Source organism: Salinibacterium sp. SWN1162, assembly GCF_015864675.1.
GTDB lineage: Bacteria > Actinomycetota > Actinomycetes > Actinomycetales > Microbacteriaceae > Rhodoglobus.
In genome coordinates this window covers 140,053-162,300 of sequence record NZ_JADYWT010000002.1, presented here as the reverse complement: position 1 = coordinate 162,300, position 22,248 = coordinate 140,053, and the positions used below count along the sequence as shown (strand labels likewise).

The 22,248-nt window shown below is 62.5% G+C and carries 23 protein-coding genes; 15 read left to right on the top strand and 8 right to left on the bottom strand.

The window, feature by feature from the left end:
• The first annotated feature begins 98 nt into the window (after positions 1-98).
• From I6E58_RS10500 to I6E58_RS10480, 5 genes are all read left to right on the top strand, one after another.
• Complete coding sequence (locus tag I6E58_RS10500; RefSeq protein ID WP_129073036.1) at positions 99-983, top strand: PPC domain-containing DNA-binding protein; 885 nt, start codon at positions 99-101, stop codon at positions 981-983.
• 65 nt (positions 984-1,048) lie between these two features.
• Positions 1,049-1,276 (top strand): lipoyl domain-containing protein, encoded by a 228-nt coding sequence (locus I6E58_RS10495; RefSeq protein ID WP_129073035.1) that lies wholly within the window; start codon positions 1,049-1,051, stop codon positions 1,274-1,276.
• A gap of 9 nt (positions 1,277-1,285) precedes the next feature.
• Positions 1,286-2,272 (top strand): thiamine pyrophosphate-dependent dehydrogenase E1 component subunit alpha, encoded by a 987-nt coding sequence (locus tag I6E58_RS10490; RefSeq protein ID WP_197133358.1) that lies wholly within the window; start codon positions 1,286-1,288, stop codon positions 2,270-2,272.
• Complete coding sequence (locus I6E58_RS10485) at positions 2,269-3,258, top strand: alpha-ketoacid dehydrogenase subunit beta (protein WP_197133356.1); 990 nt, start codon at positions 2,269-2,271, stop codon at positions 3,256-3,258. Before I6E58_RS10490 ends, I6E58_RS10485 begins: the two co-directional genes overlap by 4 nt.
• A 71-nt stretch (positions 3,259-3,329) precedes the next feature.
• The gene (locus tag I6E58_RS10480) at positions 3,330-4,148 is read left to right on the top strand and encodes an SDR family NAD(P)-dependent oxidoreductase (RefSeq protein ID WP_197133354.1); all 819 of its coding nucleotides are present in this window, start codon (positions 3,330-3,332) and stop codon (positions 4,146-4,148) included.
• On the opposite strand, the gene I6E58_RS10475 is transcribed toward I6E58_RS10480, so the two are convergent.
• Entirely contained in the window at positions 4,145-4,909 is a 765-nt protein-coding gene (locus I6E58_RS10475; RefSeq protein ID WP_197133352.1) for a FadR/GntR family transcriptional regulator, read from the bottom strand. The two genes, I6E58_RS10480 and I6E58_RS10475, sit on opposite strands and share 4 nt — an antisense overlap.
• Before the next feature lie 117 nt (positions 4,910-5,026).
• Positions 5,027-6,526 carry an amidase gene (locus tag I6E58_RS10470; protein ID WP_197133349.1) on the bottom strand — a complete coding sequence of 500 codons (1,500 nt, stop codon included), beginning with the start codon at positions 6,524-6,526 and terminating at the stop codon, positions 5,027-5,029.
• A 100-nt stretch (positions 6,527-6,626) separates the two neighbouring features.
• On the opposite strand from I6E58_RS10470, the gene I6E58_RS10465 reads away from it, so the two are divergent.
• Both I6E58_RS10465 and I6E58_RS10460 read left to right on the top strand, forming a co-directional pair.
• On the top strand, positions 6,627-7,235 hold the full coding sequence (locus I6E58_RS10465; RefSeq protein ID WP_197133346.1) for a GNAT family N-acetyltransferase: 609 nt from the start codon (positions 6,627-6,629) through the stop codon (positions 7,233-7,235).
• Positions 7,236-7,286: 51 nt separating this feature from the next.
• Positions 7,287-7,853 carry an AAA family ATPase gene (locus I6E58_RS10460; RefSeq protein ID WP_197133343.1) on the top strand — a complete coding sequence of 189 codons (567 nt, stop codon included), beginning with the start codon at positions 7,287-7,289 and terminating at the stop codon, positions 7,851-7,853.
• Between the two features lie 32 nt (positions 7,854-7,885).
• Here I6E58_RS10460 and I6E58_RS10455 read toward each other — a convergent pair whose 3' ends face one another.
• Positions 7,886-8,467, bottom strand: coding sequence for a helix-turn-helix domain-containing protein (locus I6E58_RS10455; RefSeq protein ID WP_197133340.1), 582 nt, complete (start codon positions 8,465-8,467; stop codon positions 7,886-7,888).
• 90 nt (positions 8,468-8,557) lie between these two features.
• Between I6E58_RS10455 and speB the strand changes: the two genes are divergently transcribed.
• Genes speB through I6E58_RS10430 form a run of 5 tightly spaced genes read left to right on the top strand, consistent with a single transcriptional unit; the run spans position 8,558 to position 13,043 of the window.
• Positions 8,558-9,547, top strand: coding sequence for an agmatinase (gene speB, locus I6E58_RS10450; protein WP_197133337.1), 990 nt, complete (start codon positions 8,558-8,560; stop codon positions 9,545-9,547).
• An 11-nt stretch (positions 9,548-9,558) separates the two neighbouring features.
• The gene (locus tag I6E58_RS10445; protein WP_197133334.1) at positions 9,559-9,978 is read left to right on the top strand and encodes a nuclear transport factor 2 family protein; all 420 of its coding nucleotides are present in this window, start codon (positions 9,559-9,561) and stop codon (positions 9,976-9,978) included.
• A 57-nt stretch (positions 9,979-10,035) separates the two neighbouring features.
• The gene (locus I6E58_RS10440) at positions 10,036-11,442 is read left to right on the top strand and encodes a cytosine permease (protein WP_197133331.1); all 1,407 of its coding nucleotides are present in this window, start codon (positions 10,036-10,038) and stop codon (positions 11,440-11,442) included.
• A 34-nt stretch (positions 11,443-11,476) separates the two neighbouring features.
• Positions 11,477-12,115, top strand: a complete 639-nt coding sequence (locus tag I6E58_RS10435; protein ID WP_197133328.1) for a cyclase family protein — start codon at positions 11,477-11,479, stop codon at positions 12,113-12,115.
• A gap of 55 nt (positions 12,116-12,170) precedes the next feature.
• Complete coding sequence (locus tag I6E58_RS10430; RefSeq protein ID WP_197133325.1) at positions 12,171-13,043, top strand: DNA/RNA non-specific endonuclease; 873 nt, start codon at positions 12,171-12,173, stop codon at positions 13,041-13,043.
• Between the two features lie 98 nt (positions 13,044-13,141).
• Here I6E58_RS10430 and I6E58_RS10425 read toward each other — a convergent pair whose 3' ends face one another.
• Together I6E58_RS10425 and I6E58_RS10420 are read right to left on the bottom strand one after the other, a co-directional pair.
• Positions 13,142-13,783 carry a class I SAM-dependent methyltransferase gene (locus I6E58_RS10425; RefSeq protein ID WP_307842101.1) on the bottom strand — a complete coding sequence of 214 codons (642 nt, stop codon included), beginning with the start codon at positions 13,781-13,783 and terminating at the stop codon, positions 13,142-13,144.
• Between the two features lie 44 nt (positions 13,784-13,827).
• Positions 13,828-16,350, bottom strand: coding sequence for an FAD-dependent oxidoreductase (locus I6E58_RS10420; protein ID WP_197133322.1), 2,523 nt, complete (start codon positions 16,348-16,350; stop codon positions 13,828-13,830).
• A gap of 269 nt (positions 16,351-16,619) precedes the next feature.
• Between I6E58_RS10420 and I6E58_RS10415 the strand changes: the two genes are divergently transcribed.
• Complete coding sequence (locus tag I6E58_RS10415) at positions 16,620-17,330, top strand: GNAT family N-acetyltransferase (RefSeq protein WP_197133319.1); 711 nt, start codon at positions 16,620-16,622, stop codon at positions 17,328-17,330.
• A 15-nt stretch (positions 17,331-17,345) separates the two neighbouring features.
• Here I6E58_RS10415 and I6E58_RS10410 read toward each other — a convergent pair whose 3' ends face one another.
• A complete protein-coding gene (locus I6E58_RS10410; protein ID WP_197133316.1) occupies positions 17,346-18,353 on the bottom strand; it encodes a Gfo/Idh/MocA family protein in 1,008 nt (335 codons plus the stop codon).
• A 103-nt stretch (positions 18,354-18,456) separates the two neighbouring features.
• Positions 18,457-19,032 (bottom strand): TetR/AcrR family transcriptional regulator, encoded by a 576-nt coding sequence (locus tag I6E58_RS10405; RefSeq protein WP_197133314.1) that lies wholly within the window; start codon positions 19,030-19,032, stop codon positions 18,457-18,459.
• Positions 19,033-19,103: 71 nt separating this feature from the next.
• Between I6E58_RS10405 and I6E58_RS10400 the strand changes: the two genes are divergently transcribed.
• The gene (locus tag I6E58_RS10400; protein ID WP_197133312.1) at positions 19,104-20,144 is read left to right on the top strand and encodes a zinc-binding dehydrogenase; all 1,041 of its coding nucleotides are present in this window, start codon (positions 19,104-19,106) and stop codon (positions 20,142-20,144) included.
• 175 nt (positions 20,145-20,319) lie between these two features.
• Positions 20,320-21,090 carry a gamma-glutamyl-gamma-aminobutyrate hydrolase family protein gene (locus tag I6E58_RS10395; RefSeq protein WP_197133310.1) on the top strand — a complete coding sequence of 257 codons (771 nt, stop codon included), beginning with the start codon at positions 20,320-20,322 and terminating at the stop codon, positions 21,088-21,090.
• A gap of 42 nt (positions 21,091-21,132) precedes the next feature.
• On the opposite strand, the gene ald is transcribed toward I6E58_RS10395, so the two are convergent.
• Complete coding sequence (gene ald, locus I6E58_RS10390) at positions 21,133-22,221, bottom strand: alanine dehydrogenase (protein ID WP_197133308.1); 1,089 nt, start codon at positions 22,219-22,221, stop codon at positions 21,133-21,135.
• Between the last annotated feature and the right edge of the window lie 27 nt (positions 22,222-22,248).

The window sequence follows — 22,248 nt, the reverse complement described above, 5'->3', positions numbered from 1 at the left end:
GAAACCAGCAGGACAACTGCTGGTATTACCAAAGAGTGTCCCCTGTCCTCACCCAGGAAACGGAGACACCGAAGCCACAAGCTGACAAGGCGGCATCAATGAAAGTACTCAAGCACCACGGCGAAGCGCTAGGCCCTCGCATCATCTCAGTTCCCACCCGCTCGCGCGGAGTGCTCACCACCCTGACTCCCGGGCGAAATGTTCTCGAAGAACTGACCGAGAAGCTGCGCGAGATGGGTACCGACAGTGGTTACGTAGAGCTCTTCTCCGGGAGCTATAACCCGGTCGACTATTGCATCCCCGCCGGTGCGGATTCCGAACGAGCTATGAGCTTCTCTGAGCCGCGCACTGTAGCGCGAGCCGAACTGGTCTATGGCGCCGTCACTGTTGGCCTACGGGACAGCAAGCCGTACATCCACAGCCACTGTCTGTGGATCGATGAGACGCAGCAACTACTCGGCGGCCACCTGTGGCCAGAGACGGTCTCTGGCGATCCCGCGCCGCGCGCCGCCATCTACGGAATTTACGGCGCACGGTGGACCAGCGCCGACGATCCAGAAACACGGATGCCCGTATTCACGCCATCCATCGATGAGAGGGACCCCATGCTCAACCAGACAGATGCGACCGGCTACCTCGAAACGGTTGTCGCGAGAATCCGCCCCAATGAAGAGCTGACCGCGGCCATCGAGACAGTGTGCCGCGAGAACGGCTTCACATCGGCCGTGCTGCGTGGCGGGCTTGGCAGCCTCGTCGGTGGCACTTTTTATGACCGTGTCAACGGAGGCGTTAAGCACGTTGATGGTCCCGGTACCGAGGTGATCTCAATCACCGGTGGCGTAACACTCGTCGATGGTCACTACGAAACGACGATCAGTTGCACCCTCGTAGATCGTCACGGTGTCGTTCATGCCGGAGAACTCGTACCGGGCGAGAACGCCGTCGCCGTGACGTTCGAACTCGTCATCCAGAAAATCTCATAACCACTCACCTGTTTAACCACTCACTGCATAACTCACCTGTTTAACCACACACACAAGGAGCACTCATGGACGTAACACTCGGAAAAGACTTTCTCGGCGAAGAAGACGAAGCAGACCTCGTGGAATGGCTAGTGGCCGACGGAGCAACCGTAGCGAAGGGCGCCCCCATCGCCCAGGTCGAGACCTCGAAACTGGTCAACGACTTCGAGGCTCCCGCAGCGGGCGTCATCACTTTCAAGGTTGAAGTTGGCGACGTTGTCTCTGTTGACGACGTCATCGCCACTATCGAATAGGAGCGGCTCATGCCTGACTTTGATAACGAAAAACAAGGAATCACCGGATTGCGCCTCATGGCAAAAATCCGCGAGTTCGAACGCCGGATGCCGCTGCTCTCCGAAGAGGGACTCATCCGTGGTTCGACGCACCCCTCGGTGGGCATGGAAGCTGTCGCGGTTGGAGTCTCACTGGCTCTCGAAACCGGAGACGCTGTTGCCAGCAACCACCGCGGTCACGCCCACACGCTCGCTAAGGGTGCCGACTTCGGTCGCACCATGGCGGAGATCCTCGGCCGCGCCGACGGATATTGCGGCGGCAAAGGCGGCTCGATGCACATCGGCGTCAAAGAAATTGGCGTGCTCGGCACGAACGGCATCGTGGGAGCCGGAATCGGCATCGCGACCGGTTCGGCATTGGCTGCCAAGGTCAGTGGCGATGGAAGTGTCGCCGTGGCCTACTTTGGCGACGGCGCCTCGAACCAGGGCGTACTCGCTGAGGCATTCAACCTTGCCGCGATCTGGAACCTTCCGGTCATTTTCGTACTGGAGAACAACCACTACGCCCAGTCGGCATCCATCGAAGAAATGGTGGCTCAACCCGACTTCACCCAGCGCGGCACCGCGTACGGCGTGAAATCTGTTGCGGTCAACGGAATGGACATGCGCGACGTTTACCTTGCCGCCCGTGAGGCCGTCGACAAGGCTCGCGCCGGTGACGGCCCTACGTTGATCGTCGCTGACACGTACCGCTACCTCGGCCACATGGCCGGCGACACCGAGATCTACCGCGATGCCGACGAGGTAAAGCAGTGGCACGACAAGGATCCGATCGCCTTCTTGGCATCCGCCCTGATCGATGCCGGCGTGCTCGACAACGAACGCTGGACCACAATGCAGGCCGAGCTCACCACCGAGGTGCAGGCGGCAGAAGACTTCGCTCGCAACTCGCCGTTCCCGGATGTCTCCACCGCATTCACCGATGTATACGCCAAGGAAGAAGAGGTCTCGCGATGAGTAAAGCACCCAAGAGCATGAGCACGTGGCGTGCCCTCAACGCCGCGCTGCACGACATTCTTGAAGACACTCCCGAGGCGTTCGTTCTCGGCGAGGACATCACGACGTGGGGCACCGGTGGCGGCATCTACGGCGTCACCCGCAAGCTCGCGGATGTCTATGGCAAGAACCGCGTTATGGACACCCCGATCAGTGAAGAAGTACTGATCTCTGCGGCGACCGCAGCGGCATCGCGTGGAACTCGCCCGATCCTGGAAATCATGTATTCCGACTTCGCCTTCCTCGGCTTTGACGGCATCATCAACCAGGCCGCGAAGTCGCGCTACATGTTCGGTGGACAGTTCGATGTTCCGCTGGTCATTCGCACCAACGGTGGTTCGGGAATCGGCAAGGCTGCTCAGCACTCGCAGTCGCTCGAGACTCTGTTCGCGCACATCCCCGGCCTTGAGGTCGCTGTGCCCGGAACACCAGGGGATGCGTATGGGCTGCTGCGCCATGCGGTCACAACGAACAACCCGACGATCTTCTTGGAGCACAAGAATCAGTACTACGACAAGGGGCTCGTTGACTTTGAGCCACTTCCATTCGGTCAGGCCCGCATAGCGCGCGTCGGTACCGACGTGACGATCGTGGCCACTCAGCAGATTCTCGCGCGCTCGCTTGTGGCCGCCGAGATTCTTGCCGAAGACGGAATCAGCGCCGAGGTCATCGACCCCCGCACACTGTTTCCCTTCGATATGGACTCGGTCTACAAGTCCGTAGCGAAGACGGGACACCTCGTAGTGGGTCACGAGGCCGTTCGGGACTACGGCTGGGGCGCAGAGTTTGTGGCCCAGGTTGTCGAGAACTCGTGGGACAAACTCGATGCCGCACCCGTGCGCCTCGGGGCTGCTCGCACGCCTATCCCCTACAGCGAAGAACTCGAAGCGGCGGTCATCCCCACCGTCGACAAGATCGTCGCCGCTGTGCGACGCACCCTCGCGTAAAGCACCATCGAATTGGGTGGGGGTGTCCGAACGGATACCCCCACCGGCACGAGCCAGAAAGTCTCAACACCATGCAACGACTCAGCAATAAGGTAGCCCTCGTTTTCGGCGGAGGATCAGCCGGAGGCGAAATCAACAATGGCCTCGCGACGAGCATTGTGTACGCGCAAGCAGGAGCGCACGTGGTGATCGTCGACGTGAATGAGGAAGCCGTCAAGAGCGGCATCGCCCGCCTCACGGCCGAGTGCGACGAGATCGGCATCCCCTTCGAGGGAACGGGCCTCGTTGGCGACGTCACCTCCGAAGAGTCTGTGTCGTCGGTCGTAGACCAAGTGATCGCCCGCTACGGTCGCATCGACATCCTGCACAACAACGTGGGAATCGCTCGCATGGGAGGCCCCCTCGAGATGAGCCTCGACGAGTGGGAACTCGTGATGCGCATCAACCTCACGAGCGCGTTCCTCACCTGCAAGTTCGTGCTGCCCCACATGCTGGAGCAGGGCTCCGGTTCGATCGTGAACGTCTCCTCCATCGGCGGCATGAGGTACATCGGCTACAACTACCCGAGCTACTCCGCCACCAAGGGCGGCATGATTCAGTTCACGACCAACATCGCGCTGCAATATGCCCGTAACGGCATCCGCGCGAATTGCGTAGCTCCGGGCTATATCGAATCGCCCATGATGTACAAACAGATCAGCGGCAATTTCAATTCGGTCGAAGAGATGGTTGCCGCCAGGAACGAGCTCTCCCCCACCGGAAAAATGGGCGACTGCTTCGACGTGGCGTATGCGTCACTCTTTCTTGCCTCGGATGAAGCGAAGTACGTGAACGGCGTGTGCTTGCCCGTGGATGGTGGTCTTACTCAGCAGTCGGCCGCCGCCGTCTAGTCTCGCGAATCGATCGCTTTCGGCAACCAGCTGTCGGACGGGCCGCTGGTGTCGTTGGCCCTCAACGTTTCGAGCCAGGCGAAGTGCTCATCGATCGCAACGCCCGCGGCATCACGGTCTTGTCGAAGCACGGCGTTCAGCACGTCTCCGTGAACCTTACGCAGGGTGCCACGGTCGTGTTCAAGGGCGATGTAGCGCACGGTGCCCCGCAGAACGGAATGCAGCATCTGGGAAAAGAAAATCAACCCAGGCTGACCCGAGGCACGAAAAAGCGCATGGTGAAAGGCGTTGTCTGCCTCGAAAAGTTCTCGCCCATCATCGGAGTCGCGCATCCGCTGCACGGCTTTCGCAAGATCTTCGAGGGCTTGCTCATCGCGGGTATCGCACGCCGCCATGCCAGCGTGGCGCTCAAGGGCGTACCGCACCGAGATCAGAGAATCGATCGTTAGCTGGGACGACATCAGGCTCAGAATGAGAGTGTCACTGATGCTGTCTGGCTGGATGCCCGTGAGGAAGGTTCCTTCGCGTTCACGGCGTTGAAGGATGCCGAGCGAAACGAGACGACTGATGCGGTCGCGCAACGCGGTGCGGCTGATGCTCAGAGTCTCTGCGAGCTCACGTTCGCTGGGGATTTGCTGACCAGGTTCTTTAGCCAACAGAAGCGTGACGAGCTCGCCGAGCGCCTTGTCTTCGAGCAGATTGGTCAAGAACCTGTGCTGTGAGAAATCTGACGGCTCAATGTCGACAGACTGACCACTCATATGGTTCTTCCTCCCTGCCCAACGCTGGACTGTTATGAGGCCGGATAAGACCGGCCTCCTGCGATCATACGCCGATAACCGGCGGGGCGGAGGGGTTGCCGGACCCTGGTCGCGAAGTCATTTCTCGGCGAAGAACCCGCGCACCGTCGCGGACTCGTGGAATCGTCTTCCTTCTTCCCGACGCTCGGCTGACGCGAGCATTGAAGGCTTAGTGAGAGCGAAATGTGTCGACTGCTCAAAAGCGAAAGCGACCTGGAGGAGATCGAAATCTTTGCCGTGAGGCATGGTGAGTTGGAGCCCCACCGGAAGCCCTGTGTTGCTGAAGCCGGCGGGCACCGAGATGGCAGGAACATCTGCCGCGGACATCAGCGTGACCGACCGGAGCCAGCCTAGATAGTTGTCGAACTCAACGTCGTTGATCGAGGTGGGGAATCGTTGCGTAGCGTCGAAAGGTAGGAGCTGCGTAACAGGCGAGGCGAACACATCGAACCGCTCATGGAATGCCGCCATCGCGCGTTCCACACGCGTGCGTGCCAGAGCCGCTGACGCGAGATCGGCGGCGGTGAGCGCCTCGCCCAGTGCTACGTTCCCCTGAAGCTCAGGCTTCACGAAATCGCGGTGCTGCTTCACGAAATTGCTCAACAGCATCGAAAAGTCAAACGCCCTTGTGGTGCTGAATACCTCATCCGCGTCGCTCAGATTGGGCTCAGCTTCTTCGACAATCGCACCAAGGTCTTCGAAAACGGCCATCGCCCGTTCGAGAACGGCGATGACCTCGGGGGCGACCGGGATGCCCAGTCCGAAGTCTCTCGACCAGCCGATGCGCAACCCGCGGATGTCTCGCTCAAGAGGCTGAGTGAACTGCTCGCCGCCCTCAGCGATGGATAGCGGCGCCCGAGCGTCGGGCCCGGACAGCACAGACATCGCCAGAGCAATATCGGACACCTCGCGCGCCATTGGCCCGGTGCGACCAAGCCACGCCCATGAGTTTCGGCCAGTCATAGGGATGCGCCCGCGTGACGGCCGAAGGCCCACCACGTTGCAGAACGACGCCGGCACGCGCAGCGAGCCTCCGATATCGGAACCATCACCCAAGTTCTGGATGCGGGCGGCGAGCGCCGCGGCGACTCCCCCGCTGCTGCCACCCGCACTCAGCGTCGGATCGAACGGGTTAGTCGTAATACCGAAGAGGTCGTTGAACGTGTGCGCGCCCGCCGCAAACTCGGGAACATTCGACTTTCCGGTGCTGATGACTCCGGCCTCTTTAAACCGTGCAATAACGACGTCATCGTGGTCAGGCACAAAGTCCTTCAATACGACCGAGCCCTGAGTGGTGCGCATGCCCTGGGTGTTGTTCGTATCTTTGTGGGTCATGGGTACGCCATGCAGCGGAGCCAGCTCGCCGCCCGCCGCGGTCAACTCATCCGCACGATCGGCAGCCCGAAATGCTCCCTCGCGATCCTGCAGGATGATGGCGTTGATCGACGGATTCACTAGGTCGATCTGATCAAAGTGCGACTGCACTGCTTCGCGGGCCGAAAGCTCCCCCGTGCGAATCAGTTTCGCCATCTCCGTTGCCGAAAGATCAGGGATCGAAGAAGGTGAGCGCTCAGTCATACCTGAATCTTTCCACAGCCGATCGCATAGCCCGTTGGCGAACCCGTCGCGAGTCGTGCGCTGCCCGCTGCGTTGCTTCAGGCGGCGCTACAATCACCGGATGGATGACCTCGGCTTCTCCGCTCTGGGTGGCATCGGTGAAGAAGATCTTCCCGATCACGTCGCCGCGCAGCCGGTTCGGTGTTCGCTTCGCCCTTGGCAGCTCGGCGACGCCGCCGCGCTCCTCGACGCCTATCGCTCGACGCCCGACTTAGGCATCCAATTGGGTTCGCCGACGTGGTCGTCAGAAGCGCACGCGCGGGACTTCATCGCTGCCAATTTCGGGCATAGCGAGACGCACCGCAATTGGGCGATCGTGGATGGCACTCTCGCTGTCGGCAATGTGGGAATTTCGAGCATCGACCGACGACACGACACTGCGTGGCTGTACTACTGGCTCGCTGCTTCCGCTCGCGGGAGAGGGTTGGCTACTCGTGCGCTCGCTACGGTTTGCGAGTGGGCTTTTGATGAGGGGTTATTTCGCCTCGAGTTAGGTCACCGAGTCAACAATCCTGAGTCGTGCGGCGTTGCCACTCGAGCAGGATTCGCCCCAGAGGGCATTGAACGACAGAAGCTGCGCTACGGCAGTGAGCGCTTCGACGTGGAACTGCATGCACGATTGCGCACCGACAGAGAGGCGCCTGTGCGCTTGTTGCCGCTCACGACATAGCTCAGAAAAATCGTGCTCCGTCTGCTGATCGCCCGTCTTTAGACTGAGGCCGTGCTGACACCCGACGATTCACTCCCGCAGCAGCCCCGCCGGGTGCTGGTCGCCGGGGTTTCGGGCTCAGGAAAGACGACGCTTGCTCGGCGGCTGACGGCCATCATCGGCAGCCCTCACACCGAGATTGACGCGCTGTTTCACGGACCAGAGTGGACGCCCCGACCAGAGTTTCTTGAAGACGTGCGAGCACTCGTCGAGACCCCGTCGTGGGTAACAGAGTGGCAATACGACTCCGCCCGGCCGACTCTTGCCGCGCACGCCGACCTACTCGTGTGGCTCGATCTGCCGTTCTTTCGAACGACACTTCCGCGCGTCATCCGTCGTACGATCCGTCGCGCTGTGCACCGGGAGGAACTGTGGAATGGCAACCTCGAAGCGCCGCTGCACACCTTCTTCACTGATCGTGAGCACGTCGTGAAATGGGCGATAACAACCCGCCACAAGTACACGCTCGAGGTTCCACCGCTCGAGGCACAGCATCCGGATCTGGTAATTGTGCGATTGCGCTCGCAGCGCGAAATCGAGCGCTGGCTAGCGGGTTCCTTCGAAGCATCCACGCACTAGATCAGCCGTTCAACGCCACAGAGTCTGTGCGCCTACTCCCCGCGCCAGGTAGCCGGCACGATCGTCCAGATGACTTCGGCGCCGAGCTCAGCATCCGCTTCCCAGTTGTGAGGTTCGCGGCCAGGGAACGTGAGCGAGTCACCCTCGGCGAGGGGAATCTCGCGATCCACGAAACGCGCGGTGACGGCACCTGAGATCACGTGCAGCACCTCTACTTCGCAACTGATTGTGTAGAAGGCGTCGCCACCGTTAGCACCGGGCTGCATGGCGGTGCGAATGACTTGAACACGAGATTCGTTCCGCGGAGAGATGAGCCGCTCATCCACTCCTTGGCCGCCGAGATTGATGTGCGGGGCATCCGCTAAAGAAATTTTTACCGCTTCGGGCTCAGCGAAAAGCGACCCGATTTCGAGTGACAGAACCTGGCAGAGCTGCACGAGAGTGGCGACACTGGGCGAGGTCTCGTCGCGCTCGAGGCGGCTCAAAAAACCCTTAGTTAGCCCCGCAGAAGTCGCGATTTGCTCGAGCGTGAACCCTTGCGCTTTGCGAGCACTGCGGATGCGCGCTCCGATGGCGAGCGCTTCGGCACTGGGTGAGGGCGACAACGGTCTCATGGCTCTACTCCATCACTAATCAGGGTTGACGACGCGCACCTCGGGGTTTACTGTGAGTTCACGTTTACTACTGATTATCGAAAGTTTACTATGACGAAACCTATTGTTGGCCCGGTCGATGCAAGTATTGTCCCTCGCTTTGCCGGTATTGCCACATTCGCTCGTCTGCCGCGCATCGAAGATGTTGAGCACACCGACATCGCGATCGTCGGTATCCCCTTCGATAGCGGAGTGAGCTACCGCCCCGGAGCCCGTTTCGGCCCGGCCCACGTGCGGGAAGCATCGCGCCTGCTGCGCCCCTACAACCCCGCGCAAGACGTCTCTCCCTTCGCCGCTCAGCAAGTGTCGGATGCCGGCGACATCGCCGCGAACCCCTTCAGCATCGACGACGCCATCCTCGAAATCGAGGCGGCCGCCCTCGACCTCGCGACCCGCGCCGACCGCATCCTCACCATCGGCGGCGACCACACCATCGCGCTCCCCCTCTTGCGTGCCGTCACCAAGAAGCACGGCCCCGTCGCTGTGCTCCACTTCGACGCCCACCTCGACACGTGGGACACCTACTTTGGTGCGCCCGTCACTCACGGCACCCCGTTCCGCCGGGCATCCGAAGAGGGTCTCATCGACCTCACCGCGAGCATGCACGTCGGCACCCGCGGGCCGCTCTACAGCGCCGAAGATCTCACCGACGATAAGCGCCTCGGGTTTGCGGTGGTCACGAGCGAGAACATCGAAGAAGACGGAGTAGCCGTCGCGATCGAACGCATCCGCGACCGCATCGGCGACAAGCCGCTCTACATCTCCATCGACATCGACGTGCTCGACCCCGCGCACGCACCCGGAACCGGAACTCCCGAAGCCGGCGGTCTCACGAGCCGCGAACTGCTGCGCATTCTTCGCGCTCTCGCCGACAAGAACATCGTCGGCGCCGACGTCGTCGAAGTCGCCCCCGCCTACGACCACGCGCAGCTCACGGCGGTCGCCGCTAGCCACGTCGCCTACGAACTGCTGAGCGCCATGGCTCCGCGCGACGGCAAGCACTCAAACGCAACACCCGCCGGCACCACCACCGAGAGCTAGAGGAGAGCACCATGAGCACGACAACACCGCACGAGGATGACGTGCTCAGCGCAGCATCCGCCATCGTTGACGCCTTCACGGCCACCGACGGCGATCGCTACTTTCGCGGCTTCGCGCCCGAAGCGACCTTCATCTTTCACACCGAACCCGCTCGCCTGAACGACCGCGCCGAATACGAGCGCCTGTGGGCCAGCTGGGTTGAGAACGGCTGGAAAGTACTCGAGTGCGAATCATCGGATGCCGCAGTGCAGTCGTTCCCCGGCGGCGCGGTCTTCAGCCACAACGTTGCCACTCGCGTCGACACCGGCGGCGGTGAGGACTCCTACCGCGAGCGCGAAACCATCGTGTTCCGCCTCGACGGTGACCAGCTGCTGGCCGTGCACGAGCACTTGTCGCCCGTGCCCGACGACGCCGCCTTTGCCGCGGAATAGCTCACTAACTACCCGAACGCTCACCCCAAACCGCACCCTACTGAGGAGACTGCAGCAATGTCGCTCTATTCCCGTCTAAGCAAACACACCCAAGATCAGTCCGATGGAGGCAAGCCCGTCAAGGGCACCTACTCACTGCTGCGCATCGGAATGATCTGGCTCGCAGCCAACCTTGTCGTCACGACCCTGCTTACGGGAACTCTCTTCGTTCCTGGCGTCGACTTCGCGACCGCGTTCCTCATGATCATTCTCGGAACCCTCGGTGGCGCCGTGGTGCTCACTTCCATTGGCGCGATCGGCACCCGCACGGGACTACCGACCATGGCCATCACCCGGGGCGCCTTCGGTACTCGCGGAAGCCTCTTGCCGGTCGCCGCCAACGTGATCGTGCTCATGGGCTGGAGCTGGGTGCAGGCGATGCTCGCGGGCGTTACCGTCAACTTCTTGGTTCAGAGCGCGACGGGATACTCCAACCCCATCTTGTTCTCCGTGCTCTGCCAGAGCATCGTTGTGATTCTTGCGATTCTCGGCCACGAAGGAATCTCCAAGATTGAACCGTGGCTTGCGGTTCTCATTCTGGCGATCATGGCGTGGGTTTTCATCACTGCCTTTACAGCCTTTGACCTTGGCGACTTCCAGGCTGTTGCCCCGGATGCCAGCCTCGGCTTCACCCCGATCATCGTTCTCGACATCGTGATCGCCACTGCCGTCTCGTGGACAGTGCTATCGGCAGATTTCAACCGCTTTGCGCGCACCACCAAGGCCGGTGTGATCGGCTCGGGCATCGGCTACACCGTCTCGACCGTGACCGCGATGACGCTCGGCCTCACCGCCTTCGTCTACGTCATCCTCAACGGTGACGAGGCAGCAGCCTTCGACCCCACCACGCTCGTCGCGGCCTTCGGTGCTCCCCTTGCCATTGTGATCTTCCTCTCGGTGATGGCCACCAACACGATGGTTGTCTACGGAATGGTGACCTCGGTCGTCAACGCCAAGGTCGGCGGCCGGGCGAAGTTCTTGCCCACCGCGCTCATCCTCGGCGGCATCTCGATCATCGGTTCGACCTGGTTGCAATTGCTCAACCAGTTCACCGACTTCCTCGTTGTCATCGGTGCTTTCTTTGTTCCGGTGTTCGCGATCATGATCGTGGATTACTACATCGTGAAGCGCGGTGCCTACACGAAGGACATCCTCGAGGCTCGCGGCGGTCGTTACTGGTACAAGGCTGGGGTCAACTGGTTCGCCGTCGTCATCTGGGTCATCGGCGCGACCATGTCGTACGTCTGGGCTTACGTCTGGCCACTCCCGATCGGTGCTACTATCCCGGCGTTCGTTCTCACCTTCGTGCTCTACCTTGCAGTCATGCTTCCCGAACGCAAGCGTCACGAATCCGTTCGCAGCCAGCACCTTGCGGACGCTACGGATGCCGACGCTGCGGGGGCCACCTCCAGCACTGTCGCCTAACTCGCACTAAGCCTCACCAGGAATCAGGTACCCCATGCGCGAACTGAGCCACCCCATCACCAACGGAATGCAGGTTTATCCCGGTGACCCTGCGGTCTCAGTCGAAAGCGCACTCAGCGTGGAGCAGGATGGCGTCGACGTCAGCCTGCTCCACCTGGGATCACACACGGGCACTCACCTGGATGCTCCCTCTCACACCGTCGTGGGCGGCCGCACGACGGGTTCCATTTCGCTCGACGAACTTGTCGGCGATGCGCTTGTCGTGCACCTCGCTCCGCAAAGCGCCCACGCCCGGTACGGCCTCGCTGAAATCACGGCAGCCCTGGGGGAGATTCCCGCCGCTGTGCCGGCCATCGTCATAATCGACACGGGCTGGGCGCGGCACTTCGGGTCCGACGAGGCGTTGAATCACCCTGCGATTGCTCCGGATGCCGCAGCCGAACTATGGGAACGCGGCATGCGTTTGCTCGCCGTCGACACCCTCAGCCCTGACCCGACTGGCGAAGGGTCGACCGACTTTCCCGTTCATGAAGTGGTGCTGGCAAACGACGGTCTCATCGTCGAGAACATCACCGGATTGGAAGGGTTGCCTGAGCGAGTGCGCGTCGGTTTCTTCCCGCTGGCGATCGATGCCGACGGCGCCCCGGTTCGTGCGGTCATTCTCGACGACTAGCCCACGAACTGTAAGGCGCGACTGAATTGTCAGGCGTGGCTGCTTCACTACCCTCATGGATGACGAAGCACGCGACGCAGGCGGGTACGACTCAGACTTTCTCGGCGTGGCTGTGCCGTTCCCGGCAACCTCGCCAAACTCCGCAATCCGCACGCTGCCGTACACCCACTTCTCGGTCGGGTTGAATGCCGCGCGCGGCCTCGCCGCGGTAACCGGTGTCAACATCGATGGCGCTCAGCTGGTGGATGTTGGCCGCGGCAATGACTGGCATCTTGATCCGCGTATCCCCGAAAGCGAACAAACAGGTGAAGCCGTCTACGCGCGCAATGACCTCGACCGCGGGCACTTGGTGCGCCGCCGTGACCCGGTGTGGGGCGACGGAGCAACAGCTTCCCGCGCCAACTACGACACCTTTGCTTTCACGAATGCTGCGCCTCAGGCTGCCGGTTTCAACCAATCCAAAGAGTTGTGGCTAGGGCTCGAAGATCACGTGCTGGAATACGCGCGAGCGAACCGCAGCCGCATCAGCGTGTTTACCGCACCGGTGCTGGGCGACGACGATCCGCTCTATCGCGGCGTCGGCATCCCGCAGCTGTTCTGGAAGATCGCAGCGTGGGTCACGACGGACGACAATGGCACCGCTTCCGCCCTGCGGTCCGCGGGATTTCTTCTCGACCAGCGACCGCAGCTCGCCGATGTCGATCTCGAGGAGGCACGTGCTCTAGCCCGTGCCGCCGACGCTCCCCCGCCGCTGGGCCCCTTCCGTACTTTCCAGGTTCCTCTCGGCGACATTGCTGCGGCCACTGATCTCGACTTCGGAGTTCTGATCGGAGCGGATGTTCTGGAACCCGCCGAGGCCACTGCCGACGTCTCGTTGTCGGAGACTCGGTGGGTCGAGTTGCTCGATCGTTCCTCAATCCGGCTGTAGTTTCCTCGATTGAGAACGCTGCTGCCCTCGGTCGTGATCGACCGCGACGATATCGCGTGGCCAACCATGACTGTGCGCTACGAAGGCAGCAGAGCCCGTCAAGTCAGCGGCAGATGCGCAGTTCCGGAGATGTGCGCAACCCGCGGCGACACCGGATGCGGCGAAAAACCGAACCGCTCCACGGCGTCGATTTCGAAGCCCGCGGTCTCGATCGCGGCGAGAGTGTCACGGTTGGGGCGGCATCCGCCCGCTATCGCCGCCCACGCCGGAGTGAGGAGATCTTCTACTGTCGCCACGATCCGATTGCTCGAGCGCACATGCTCATAAAACGCGAGGTGGCCGCCCGGCTTCAGCACGCGGGTGAATTCGGCGAGCGCGGCCCGCTGATCGGGGACCGTGCACAGCACCAGGCTGCACACGACCCAATCGCAACTGTTGGTGGCGACCGGGATCTCTTCGGCGGTGCCGTCGCTGACGGTGATCGGAACGCTCGCCTTCAGCGCCGCCGCTTCAGCGAGTGACCGCAGTTCGGCATCCGGTTCGACGGCGTGAACCGACCGCACTGCCGAACCGTAGTGCTGAAAGGTGGTGCCGGTTCCGGCGCCGACCTCGACCACGGTGCCGGAGATGGCGCGAAACAGAGCGGCACGATGAGCGTCGCCGCCCCGGGCATCCATCATCGGCGACAAGGAAACGAAACCGCGGCGAAAGAACCGTTCGCGCCAGCCCCCCTCACGCACGAGGAGATCCCGCGAGTGAGAGCAAGCCAAGAATCAGCACTGTATTAGATGAACAGCGTCGTCGTGGATTCGGCGGCTTCGCCCAAGAACGTGGCGACACCGCCGAGCTCGACACCCTCGATGAGGTCTGATTCGGCAATGCCGAGCAGGTCCATCGTCATGGTGCAGCCGATGATGCGAGCGCCACCCGCCATCGCGGACTCCATGAGTTCGGGCAGCGAGTGCACGCCGTTCTTCTTCATCGTCTTCTTGATCATCGCTGTGCCCGCCCCCATCATGTGCATTTGGGAAAGCGTGAGTTTGTCGGCGCCGGCGGGCATCATGCCGGCGAAGAGCTTGTCCATCGCCTTGCGCTGACGCTTCGGCGGCTTCTGCTGGCGAAGCGCGTTCAGACCCCAGAAGGTGAAGAACATGGAGACTTCTTCGCCCATCGATACTGCGCCGTTGGCGATGATGAAGGCCGCGATCACCTTGTCGAGATCGCCCGAGAACACCACAAACGACACCTTGGGTTTCGCGGGGGCGGCAACCATCGCGCCCCCACCCATGAGTGCGAGCGCTTCCGGGCCAGCCTTGCGGATGGTGGCGACGTAGCCGGGGCCCTCCGGTTCGATGGCTACCAATTCGTGACCGTTGCGGCGCACCCACGCGGGAGCATCGCTCGCGAAGCCGGGGTCGGAGACGTGGACCACGATCTCGTCGCCGACGTTGAGCCCCTTCATTTCCGTTGCGAGCTTCATGATCGGTCCGGGGCAAGCGAGGCCCGTGCAGTCGAGGTTCACCGAGACGCCGGTGCCGTTAGCGACGTGCGCTGCTACCCGCGCCGAGTTGAGAGTCTCGGCAGCTTCGGCGTACGAGGTTTCGGGCTCGACCGGGCCATCCGCGTCCGGCTCAACCTCATGCCACGCTCGGAACGTTTCGGAGCCGCCCGACAGCGTGGCGACATCCGTGAATCCCCGCTGCACGAGGATGCGGTACGCGAGATAGCTGCGAAAACCGACCGAGCAGTAGAGGCGCAGGCCTCGCGAGCGGCCCCAGTCGCCGGTGTCAGTGCGGAGGGTCGCGAGCGGCACATTCTCCGCGCCGGGCAGGTGGAAGATCGAGAACTCTTCGGGCGTGCGCACGTCGATGATGCGCGCACCGTCGGTGGCGTGCGGGTAATCCTGCGCGTACCAGAGGTTCAGATCGCCGAGCAGTACGTTGCTGGCGACGAATCCCGCCATGTTGACCGGGTCCTTGGCCGAACCAAACGGCGGAGCGTAGGCGAGCTCGAGTTCTTCAAGGTCCCAAACCGTAAGCCCGGCACGCAGCGCGGTAGCGAAGACATCGAGGCGCTTATCGACACCGTCGAAACCGGTGACTTGAGCGCCGAGCACCTTTCCCGAGTCGGGCGTGAAGAGCAACTTGATGTGCATCATGGCAGTGCCGGGATAGTAACCAGCATGCCCAGAGGGATGCACGTGCACCGCCCGGAACGGAACCCCCGCCGCGAGCAACTGACGTTCCGTCGCGCCGGTGCCGCCCGCGACCATCTCGAAAATCTTCACGATCGAGGTGCCCTGCGTGGACTTGTACTCGGTGTCGCGCCCGCAGATGTTTTCCGCAGCAACGCGGGCTTCGCGGTTGGCAGGCCCTGCCAGCGGCGCGAGCCAGGAACCCGGCAACACCGTATTCGGGGTTTCGACCGAGTCACCCGCCGCCCAAATGTGGGGATCAGAGGTGCGCATGTGGGTATCGACGGCGAGACCGCCATGCTCCCCCAGATCGAGACCGGCATCCTTTGCAAGACCAACGCTCGGGCGGACTCCGACCGACAGGATGACGATATCCGCTTCGAGAGTCGTCGAGTTCGTGAGTTCCACCGTCACCCCTCCTCCGGTGCGCGGCGCGAACGCGGCTGCCCCCGTCGAGAGGTGAAGAGTGATTCCGCGGCTACGGAGGTGGTGTTCAACGGGAACCGACATCTCATGGTCGAGAGGGGGAAGAATTTGGTCGCTGAGTTCCACGACATCCACGAGCGCACCACGGTGCTTCAGGTTTTCGGCCATCTCAAGGCCGATGTAGCCCGCACCGATAACGACGCAGCGCACCGGCCCGCGAGCGCCACTGGCCGCCTTCTCGAGGTCAGCATCGAGTTCCGCTTTGATGGCATCCATGTCGCCAATGCGACGGAGGACATGCACCTCGGGAAGGTCGATACCCGGCAGCGGTGGGCGAATGGCTTCCGCCCCCGTGCACAGGGCGAGGTTGTCGTAACTCTCGACATATTCACGCCCGGTATCGACTTCACGCACCGAGACGGTCTTAGCCACGCGGTCGATCGCGGTGACCTCATGGGCGATCCGGACCTCAATGTTGAGAGACTCGCGCAGGCTCTCGGGCGTCTGCAGCAGCAACCGGTCTCTCTCGGTGATCACTTCACCGATGTGGTACGGCAATCCGCAGTTCGCGAATGACACGTGATGGCCGCGCTCCAGCACGACAATGTCTGCACTTTCGTCAAGCCTGCGCGCGCGGGCTGCAACCGACGCGCCTCCAGCAACTCCTCCAACAACGACCAACTTCATGGGATGCCATGCCTTCTGCGGCGACCTCTGAGCTGTGCTTTTCACAGTCCATCGATGCACCGCTATATATTCCACGCTACTCCTGTAGGCCCCTCCGTGCGGGAGTGTTGTGGCCTGTCGCGCGGCACTGTTCGAGAGTGAATACTGCTCGATTTTCCGAAGCCGAATTGCGGCATCCATAGACCGGTTTGCTAGTCTGCCACTCTGCCGTTGGGGCAATGCTTCTGAGGCATCGCTGCAGTCTCGCACCGGCATCCGAGAGGGTTCGAATGTATTCACCGATCGTCTTCGACTACTGGTTGCCTACGTATGAGCGCGAGCCCGCCTTCGATGCCCTCTACGTGGTTCGGGTCGCCGAATCGCTGCCCACCAACACTGCTGTCACCCTGCTGAATGTTGCCGTCGGGCCGAGCATCGTCAGCCTGGTGACGTCGTTCGCCGAGCGCCTCGATTTCACCGACGGGCAACGAATCAGCAGCGAGCAATTGAGCTCTGAACTCGACGCGGCCGGAGTTGCTCTCAACGGTGCCGATCGACTCTTCTACCTCCCGCGGCAGGAACAGGACGCCCTGCGCGCTGAGGTCACACCTAAGACAACCCGCCAGCTGACCGAGGCGGATGCCGCAGAATTCGAGAAGTTCGCGGCGGCGATCCCCGAGAGCGAACTCGACGAAGCATTTGTGGAACTCGATCACTGGCTCGTCTATGGCACCTTTGCGGATGATCGGCTCGTGGCTGCCTCGAGCATGTATCCGTGGCGCGGCTCACAGCTGGCCGACCTCGGCATCATCACGCTGCCGGGATACCGTGGTCGCGGCTTCGCCACGCGCACCGTTCGTGCGATCAGCGCGCGTGCTCTCGCGGACGGCTATGAACCGCAGTATCGCTGCCAGCTCGGCAACGATGGGTCGTCGGCCGTCGCTCTCGCGGCCGGCTTCACGCTGTTCGGTGAGTGGGATGTCGTGCCGCTCAACGACTGAATTGAGTCACTCGCGTCAGGAAGCGATCGCGGCCAGAATCTTGTCGCACAGCGCCATCGTGCGCACGTTATCTGCTGCCGATGGGCTGAGTTCTTCCGTTCCCTGCACGACTCCAACGAAATGCTTCATCTCGCCGACGTAGCCGCGCAAGTAGAGGTCTCGGAGGCTTCCCGAGCCGGGAGAGTTCGACACGTCGTACGTGACAGATCGCTCGGCGAGGGTTTCGCCCGGTCCAGCGGTAGAGCCGTCAACTTCGCCCGTGAGCACGTGGATGCGGCTCAGGTCGGAGACCCGCACGACCCCGTTCGCGCACGTGACGCTGAGTTCTTCGGTCTCGCGCGACCACGCTCTCGCCGAAACAAAGTTCAAGGACCCAATGACACCGTTCTCGTGGCGCACCTGCACGAGTATGGCGAGGCCATCGCCGGCGCTGTTCTTCATCGCCGACACATCAACGACTTCTCCGAACACATCGCGGACGAGATCGATGAGATGAATGACCGCCTGTGTCACGAACTCGACCGGGGTGAAGTCGGGTTTCCACGCCGCGAAGCCAAACTCACAGGCGTACGACAACACCGGGCCCTGCTCGGTCCCTTCACCGATGAGAGTCTTGAGCTGGGTGTAGGCCGGAGCGAATCGCTTCATGAAGCCGAGCATCACGGGCACACCGGCATCCGCGGCGATTTCGGCAACTTCTTGAGCTTCGGCCTCGGTCGACCCGAGGGGCTTCTCGACGAACACGGCAACGCCAGCGCGAACACAGTCGGCAACAACGGCAGCCTGAAGGTGTGGGGCAAGCGACACGACGATGCCGTCAAGGTTCGTGGCTTCGATCAGCGCGAGGTGGTTCGGAAAGATGGGGTGGATGCCGCGGGCTTCTGCCTCGGCTACGCGAGCAGGATTGCGCTCAGCCACACCCGCCAGGGGAACTCCCGTCGCGGCGAAAGCTGGATACAGGTTCAGCGAGGAGTGTCGGCCTGCGCCCACAAATCCGATTCGGGGCTGCTCAACAGTGGGCATGGTTCCTCATATCCTCAGTGCGTTGGAGGCACTTCTTCCATTATGGCGGGGCCGGTGAGAGATCGATCGGCTGGCAGCGAGCGATCGCCATGCAGACCCGCCGCTAGGGCTGCGCTGGCACCGCTGCCCGCACGAGTTCGCGCGCCAATTCGATGCTCGCCGAGAGAGTGTCGAGCGAGAGTTGCTGCGTGACGAGGGCGCCTTCGTGCAGCACCAAGAGTTGAGTGGCAAGCGTGTCGGGAGCCGAGCATCCGGCCGCCGTGGCGAGCTCAAGGAACAGGTCGATCAGCCACTGCTTCTGTTTCATGGCGACGACGTGAGCGGGGTGGGTCGCGTCGGGCAGTTCGGCGAGAGCATTGATGAAGGCGCAGCCGCGCGGGTTGCTCTGGTTCCAGGTGCGCTGGGCTTCGAGAGGGGCGATCACCGCCTCGATCGGCGACGAGGCGGCGGCGATGGTTTCGCGAACCAGTAGCTGCCAACGCTGTTCACGCTCGTCGAGGTACGCGACCACGAGCTGATCTTTGGAGCCGAACTGGTTGTAGAGGGTGCGCTTGGTCACACCCGAGTGTTCGGCGATGAGATCGACACCGACCGCCGTAATGCCGCGGCTATAGAAGAGGTCACCGGCGGCTTCCAGAATGCGGTGCCCTGCGGCCGTCATCGGTTTCGTCTCCGACATTCAACACTCCTTTACCGATCGGTGTACTGTGGGTTTAGTTCACCGATCAGTATATCCACGAGGAGACCCCCATGGACGTTCCCACCACCATGCGCGCCGTACAGCTCACCCAGCACGGCGGGCCCGAGGTTCTGCGTGTGACCGAGGCAGCAACTCCCACTCCGGGGGCTAACGAAGTTCTCGTGAAAGTGAGCGCCGCGGCCCTCAACAACACCGACCTGTGGACTCGCGAAGGCGAGTATGGCCTACCGGGCCCGCGCGCCGGCTGGCGTGGGCCGCTCGACTTTCCGCGCATCCAGGGGGCGGATGTTGCTGGGCACGTCGTCGCGGTTGGCGACGGCGTCGACGCGAGCATCCTTGGGTCTCGCGTGGTCATTGACCCCGCGATCTATGACGTTGACGAACCCGACGCGAACATCACGGGCCTCATGGGCAGCGAAGGCGACGGCGGGTACGCCGAGTACGTGATCACGCCGGCCGACCGCATCCACGACGTGACCGAGTCACCCCTCAGCGACGACCAGCTCGCCGCCCTGCCCATCTCCTACGGCACCGCGCTCGGCATGATCGAGCGTGGCCGGTTGCAGTCGGGTGAAACCGTGTTGGTGTCGGGAGCATCCGGTGGCGTCGGCGTTGCGCTCGTGCAGTTGGCGCGTGCCCGTGGCGCCCGCGTGATCGCGATCAGCAGCGGTTCCAAGATTCAGGCGGTTCGGGATGCCGGCGCCGACGTCGTTGTCGACCGCGCGACCGACGTGCCCCAGCAAGTACGCGCGGCCGCTCCTAATGGCATTGATGTCGTTCTCGATGTTGTCGCCGGAGACCTCGTTCACGACGGACTCCCCCTGTTGCGCAAGGCCGGCCGCTGGGTCGTTGCCGGAGCCCTGGGCGGTCACACGATCGGCTTCGACGTGCGCGACCTCTACCTGCACAACCTGCAACTCATCGGCTCCACGATGCACACCCCGGAGCACTTTGAACTGCTCATGGAGATGGCGCGGCAGGGAGAAATCGCGCCCCTCGTCGCGGCAACGTTCCCGCTCGAGCAGGCCGCCGAAGCCCAGGAAGAGCTCGCTCGCCGGGCGCACGTCGGCAAGATTGTGTTGCACCCGTAGCCTCGCGCAGCGCGACCGACGGCCTTATTGCCGTCACGGTGCTCGACGGCAATAAAGCCGTCAGCGGCCACCGTGCTCGCCCTGCTGCGGTCGCGTTGCTCCCCACAGGCCGCCACCTCATTTAGGCTGAACGCAGCGGTCTGAGCGACCGAATGCCAGCAAGAGGATTTCGCCCATGATCACCACCCCCGAGTACGTTCCGACCATCGTTATGTCGAAGGCTTCCGCCGGTGGTGCGCACGAAAAGCCTGAGCTTACTGCGCTGATTCATGGGCTCGAAGCATCCATGAAATCGGCGATTGAAGCGACCGGTGCTCGCGTCATCAGTGTTGATGGGTTCACCGAAGCGGACGTGGATGCTGCGCTCAGCCAGGCGGACGGCGTCGTGCTGCTCGGCGGTGGTGACGTTGACCCCGACGAGTACGGGGCGGCCGAGCGTCATCCGAAGCTTTACAACATCGACCGCACGACCGACCGCGTCGACATCGAGCTCGTGAACCAGGCCACCGAACGTCGCCTGCCCGTGCTCGCGATCTGCCGCGGGATGCACATCGTGAACGTGGCGCGCGGTGGCACGCTCATCCAACACCTCGAGCCGAGCGCTGTCGTGCACAGTGGCGGCGGAGTCGACGCCATGGTCGATCACGACGTGACCCTCGACCCGGCTTCGCAACTCTCCGAGCTGTACGGCGAGGGCACCATGACGATCCGCTCTGGCCATCACCAAGCGGTGGATGTCGTGGGCGCCGGTCTCACCGCCACCGGTCACGCCGCCGACGGCGTGGTCGAAGCGGTCGAAAGCACCGACCCGACCTCTCCCCTTATTGCGGTGCAATGGCATCCCGAAGACGGCGCGGCGAACGAACGTGACCGCGAACTGCTCTTCGGGTGGCTCACCGCGAAGGCGCGCGAGTTTCACGCACGCCAGAGCGAGGTCGCGGTTTAGCGAGCGATGGCTCGTACCCCACCCCGAAACTAGCGAAAGCTACTAGCGAACCGCCATAGCGGCGCGAACGCCTTCGTTGACGATTTCGCCGTTGGCGACGTTGAGTCCGCGAGCAAGAGCGGGCGATGCGGCAGCGGCTGCATCCCAACCGTGGTTCGCGATGGCGACGACGAACGGCAACGTGGCATTGCTGAGAGCGCGGGTCGAGGTGCGCGGAACAGCGCCGGGCATGTTGGCGACGCAGTAGTACAGCGAGTTGTGAACCGTGAAGGTGGGGTCGTCGTAGGTCGTGGCGTGGGTGCCTTCGAAGCATCCGCCCTGGTCGACCGCAATGTCGACGAGCACCGAACCGGGCTTCATCGACGCGACCATTTCGTCGGTGACGAGCTTGGGAGCGGCAGCGCCGGGGATCAGCACCGAACCGATCACCAGGTCGGCCTCGAGCAGCTGCTCGGCGATTTCGTAGCGCGTCGAAACGCGGGTTTGAACTTCACCGTTGAACCGCACCTCGAGCGCGCGCAGACGCGGCAGCGAGATGTCGATGATCGTAACGTCGGCGCCGAGACCGAGCGCGTTGGCGGCAGCGTGCTCACCGGCAACACCGCCACCGATGACGACAACCTTGGCCTTGGGGGTTCCAGCAACTCCACCGAGCAGTTGACCGCTGCCACCCTCAGCCTTGAGCAAAGCGTGGGCGCCAGCAACGATCGAGAGTCGACCAGCGACCTCGCTCATCGGGGCAAGAAGGGGAAGCGAACGGTCGTCGCCCTGAACGGTCTCGTAAGCAACCGCCGTCGTTCCCGACGTGACGAGCGCTTCGGTCAGCGCGCGGTCTGCGGCGAGGTGCAAGTACGTAAAGAGAACGAGGTCTTTGCGAAAGTAGCCGTACTCCGAAGCGATCGGCTCTTTGACCTTCACGACGAGCTCGGCGGATGCCCACACCTCGGCCGCGTCAGCAACGATCTGTGCGCCTGCTGCCGCGTAGAGCTCATCGGTAAAACCACTACCGATACCGGCGCCAGCCTGAATGGTGACGGCGTGCCCGCCAGCCACCAAGGTGTCCACACCCGCCGGGGTTATCGCAACACGATTTTCGTTGTTCTTGATTTCAGCAGGTACAGAAATGCGCATCGACTTACCTTTCGCAGCGGAGTGGAG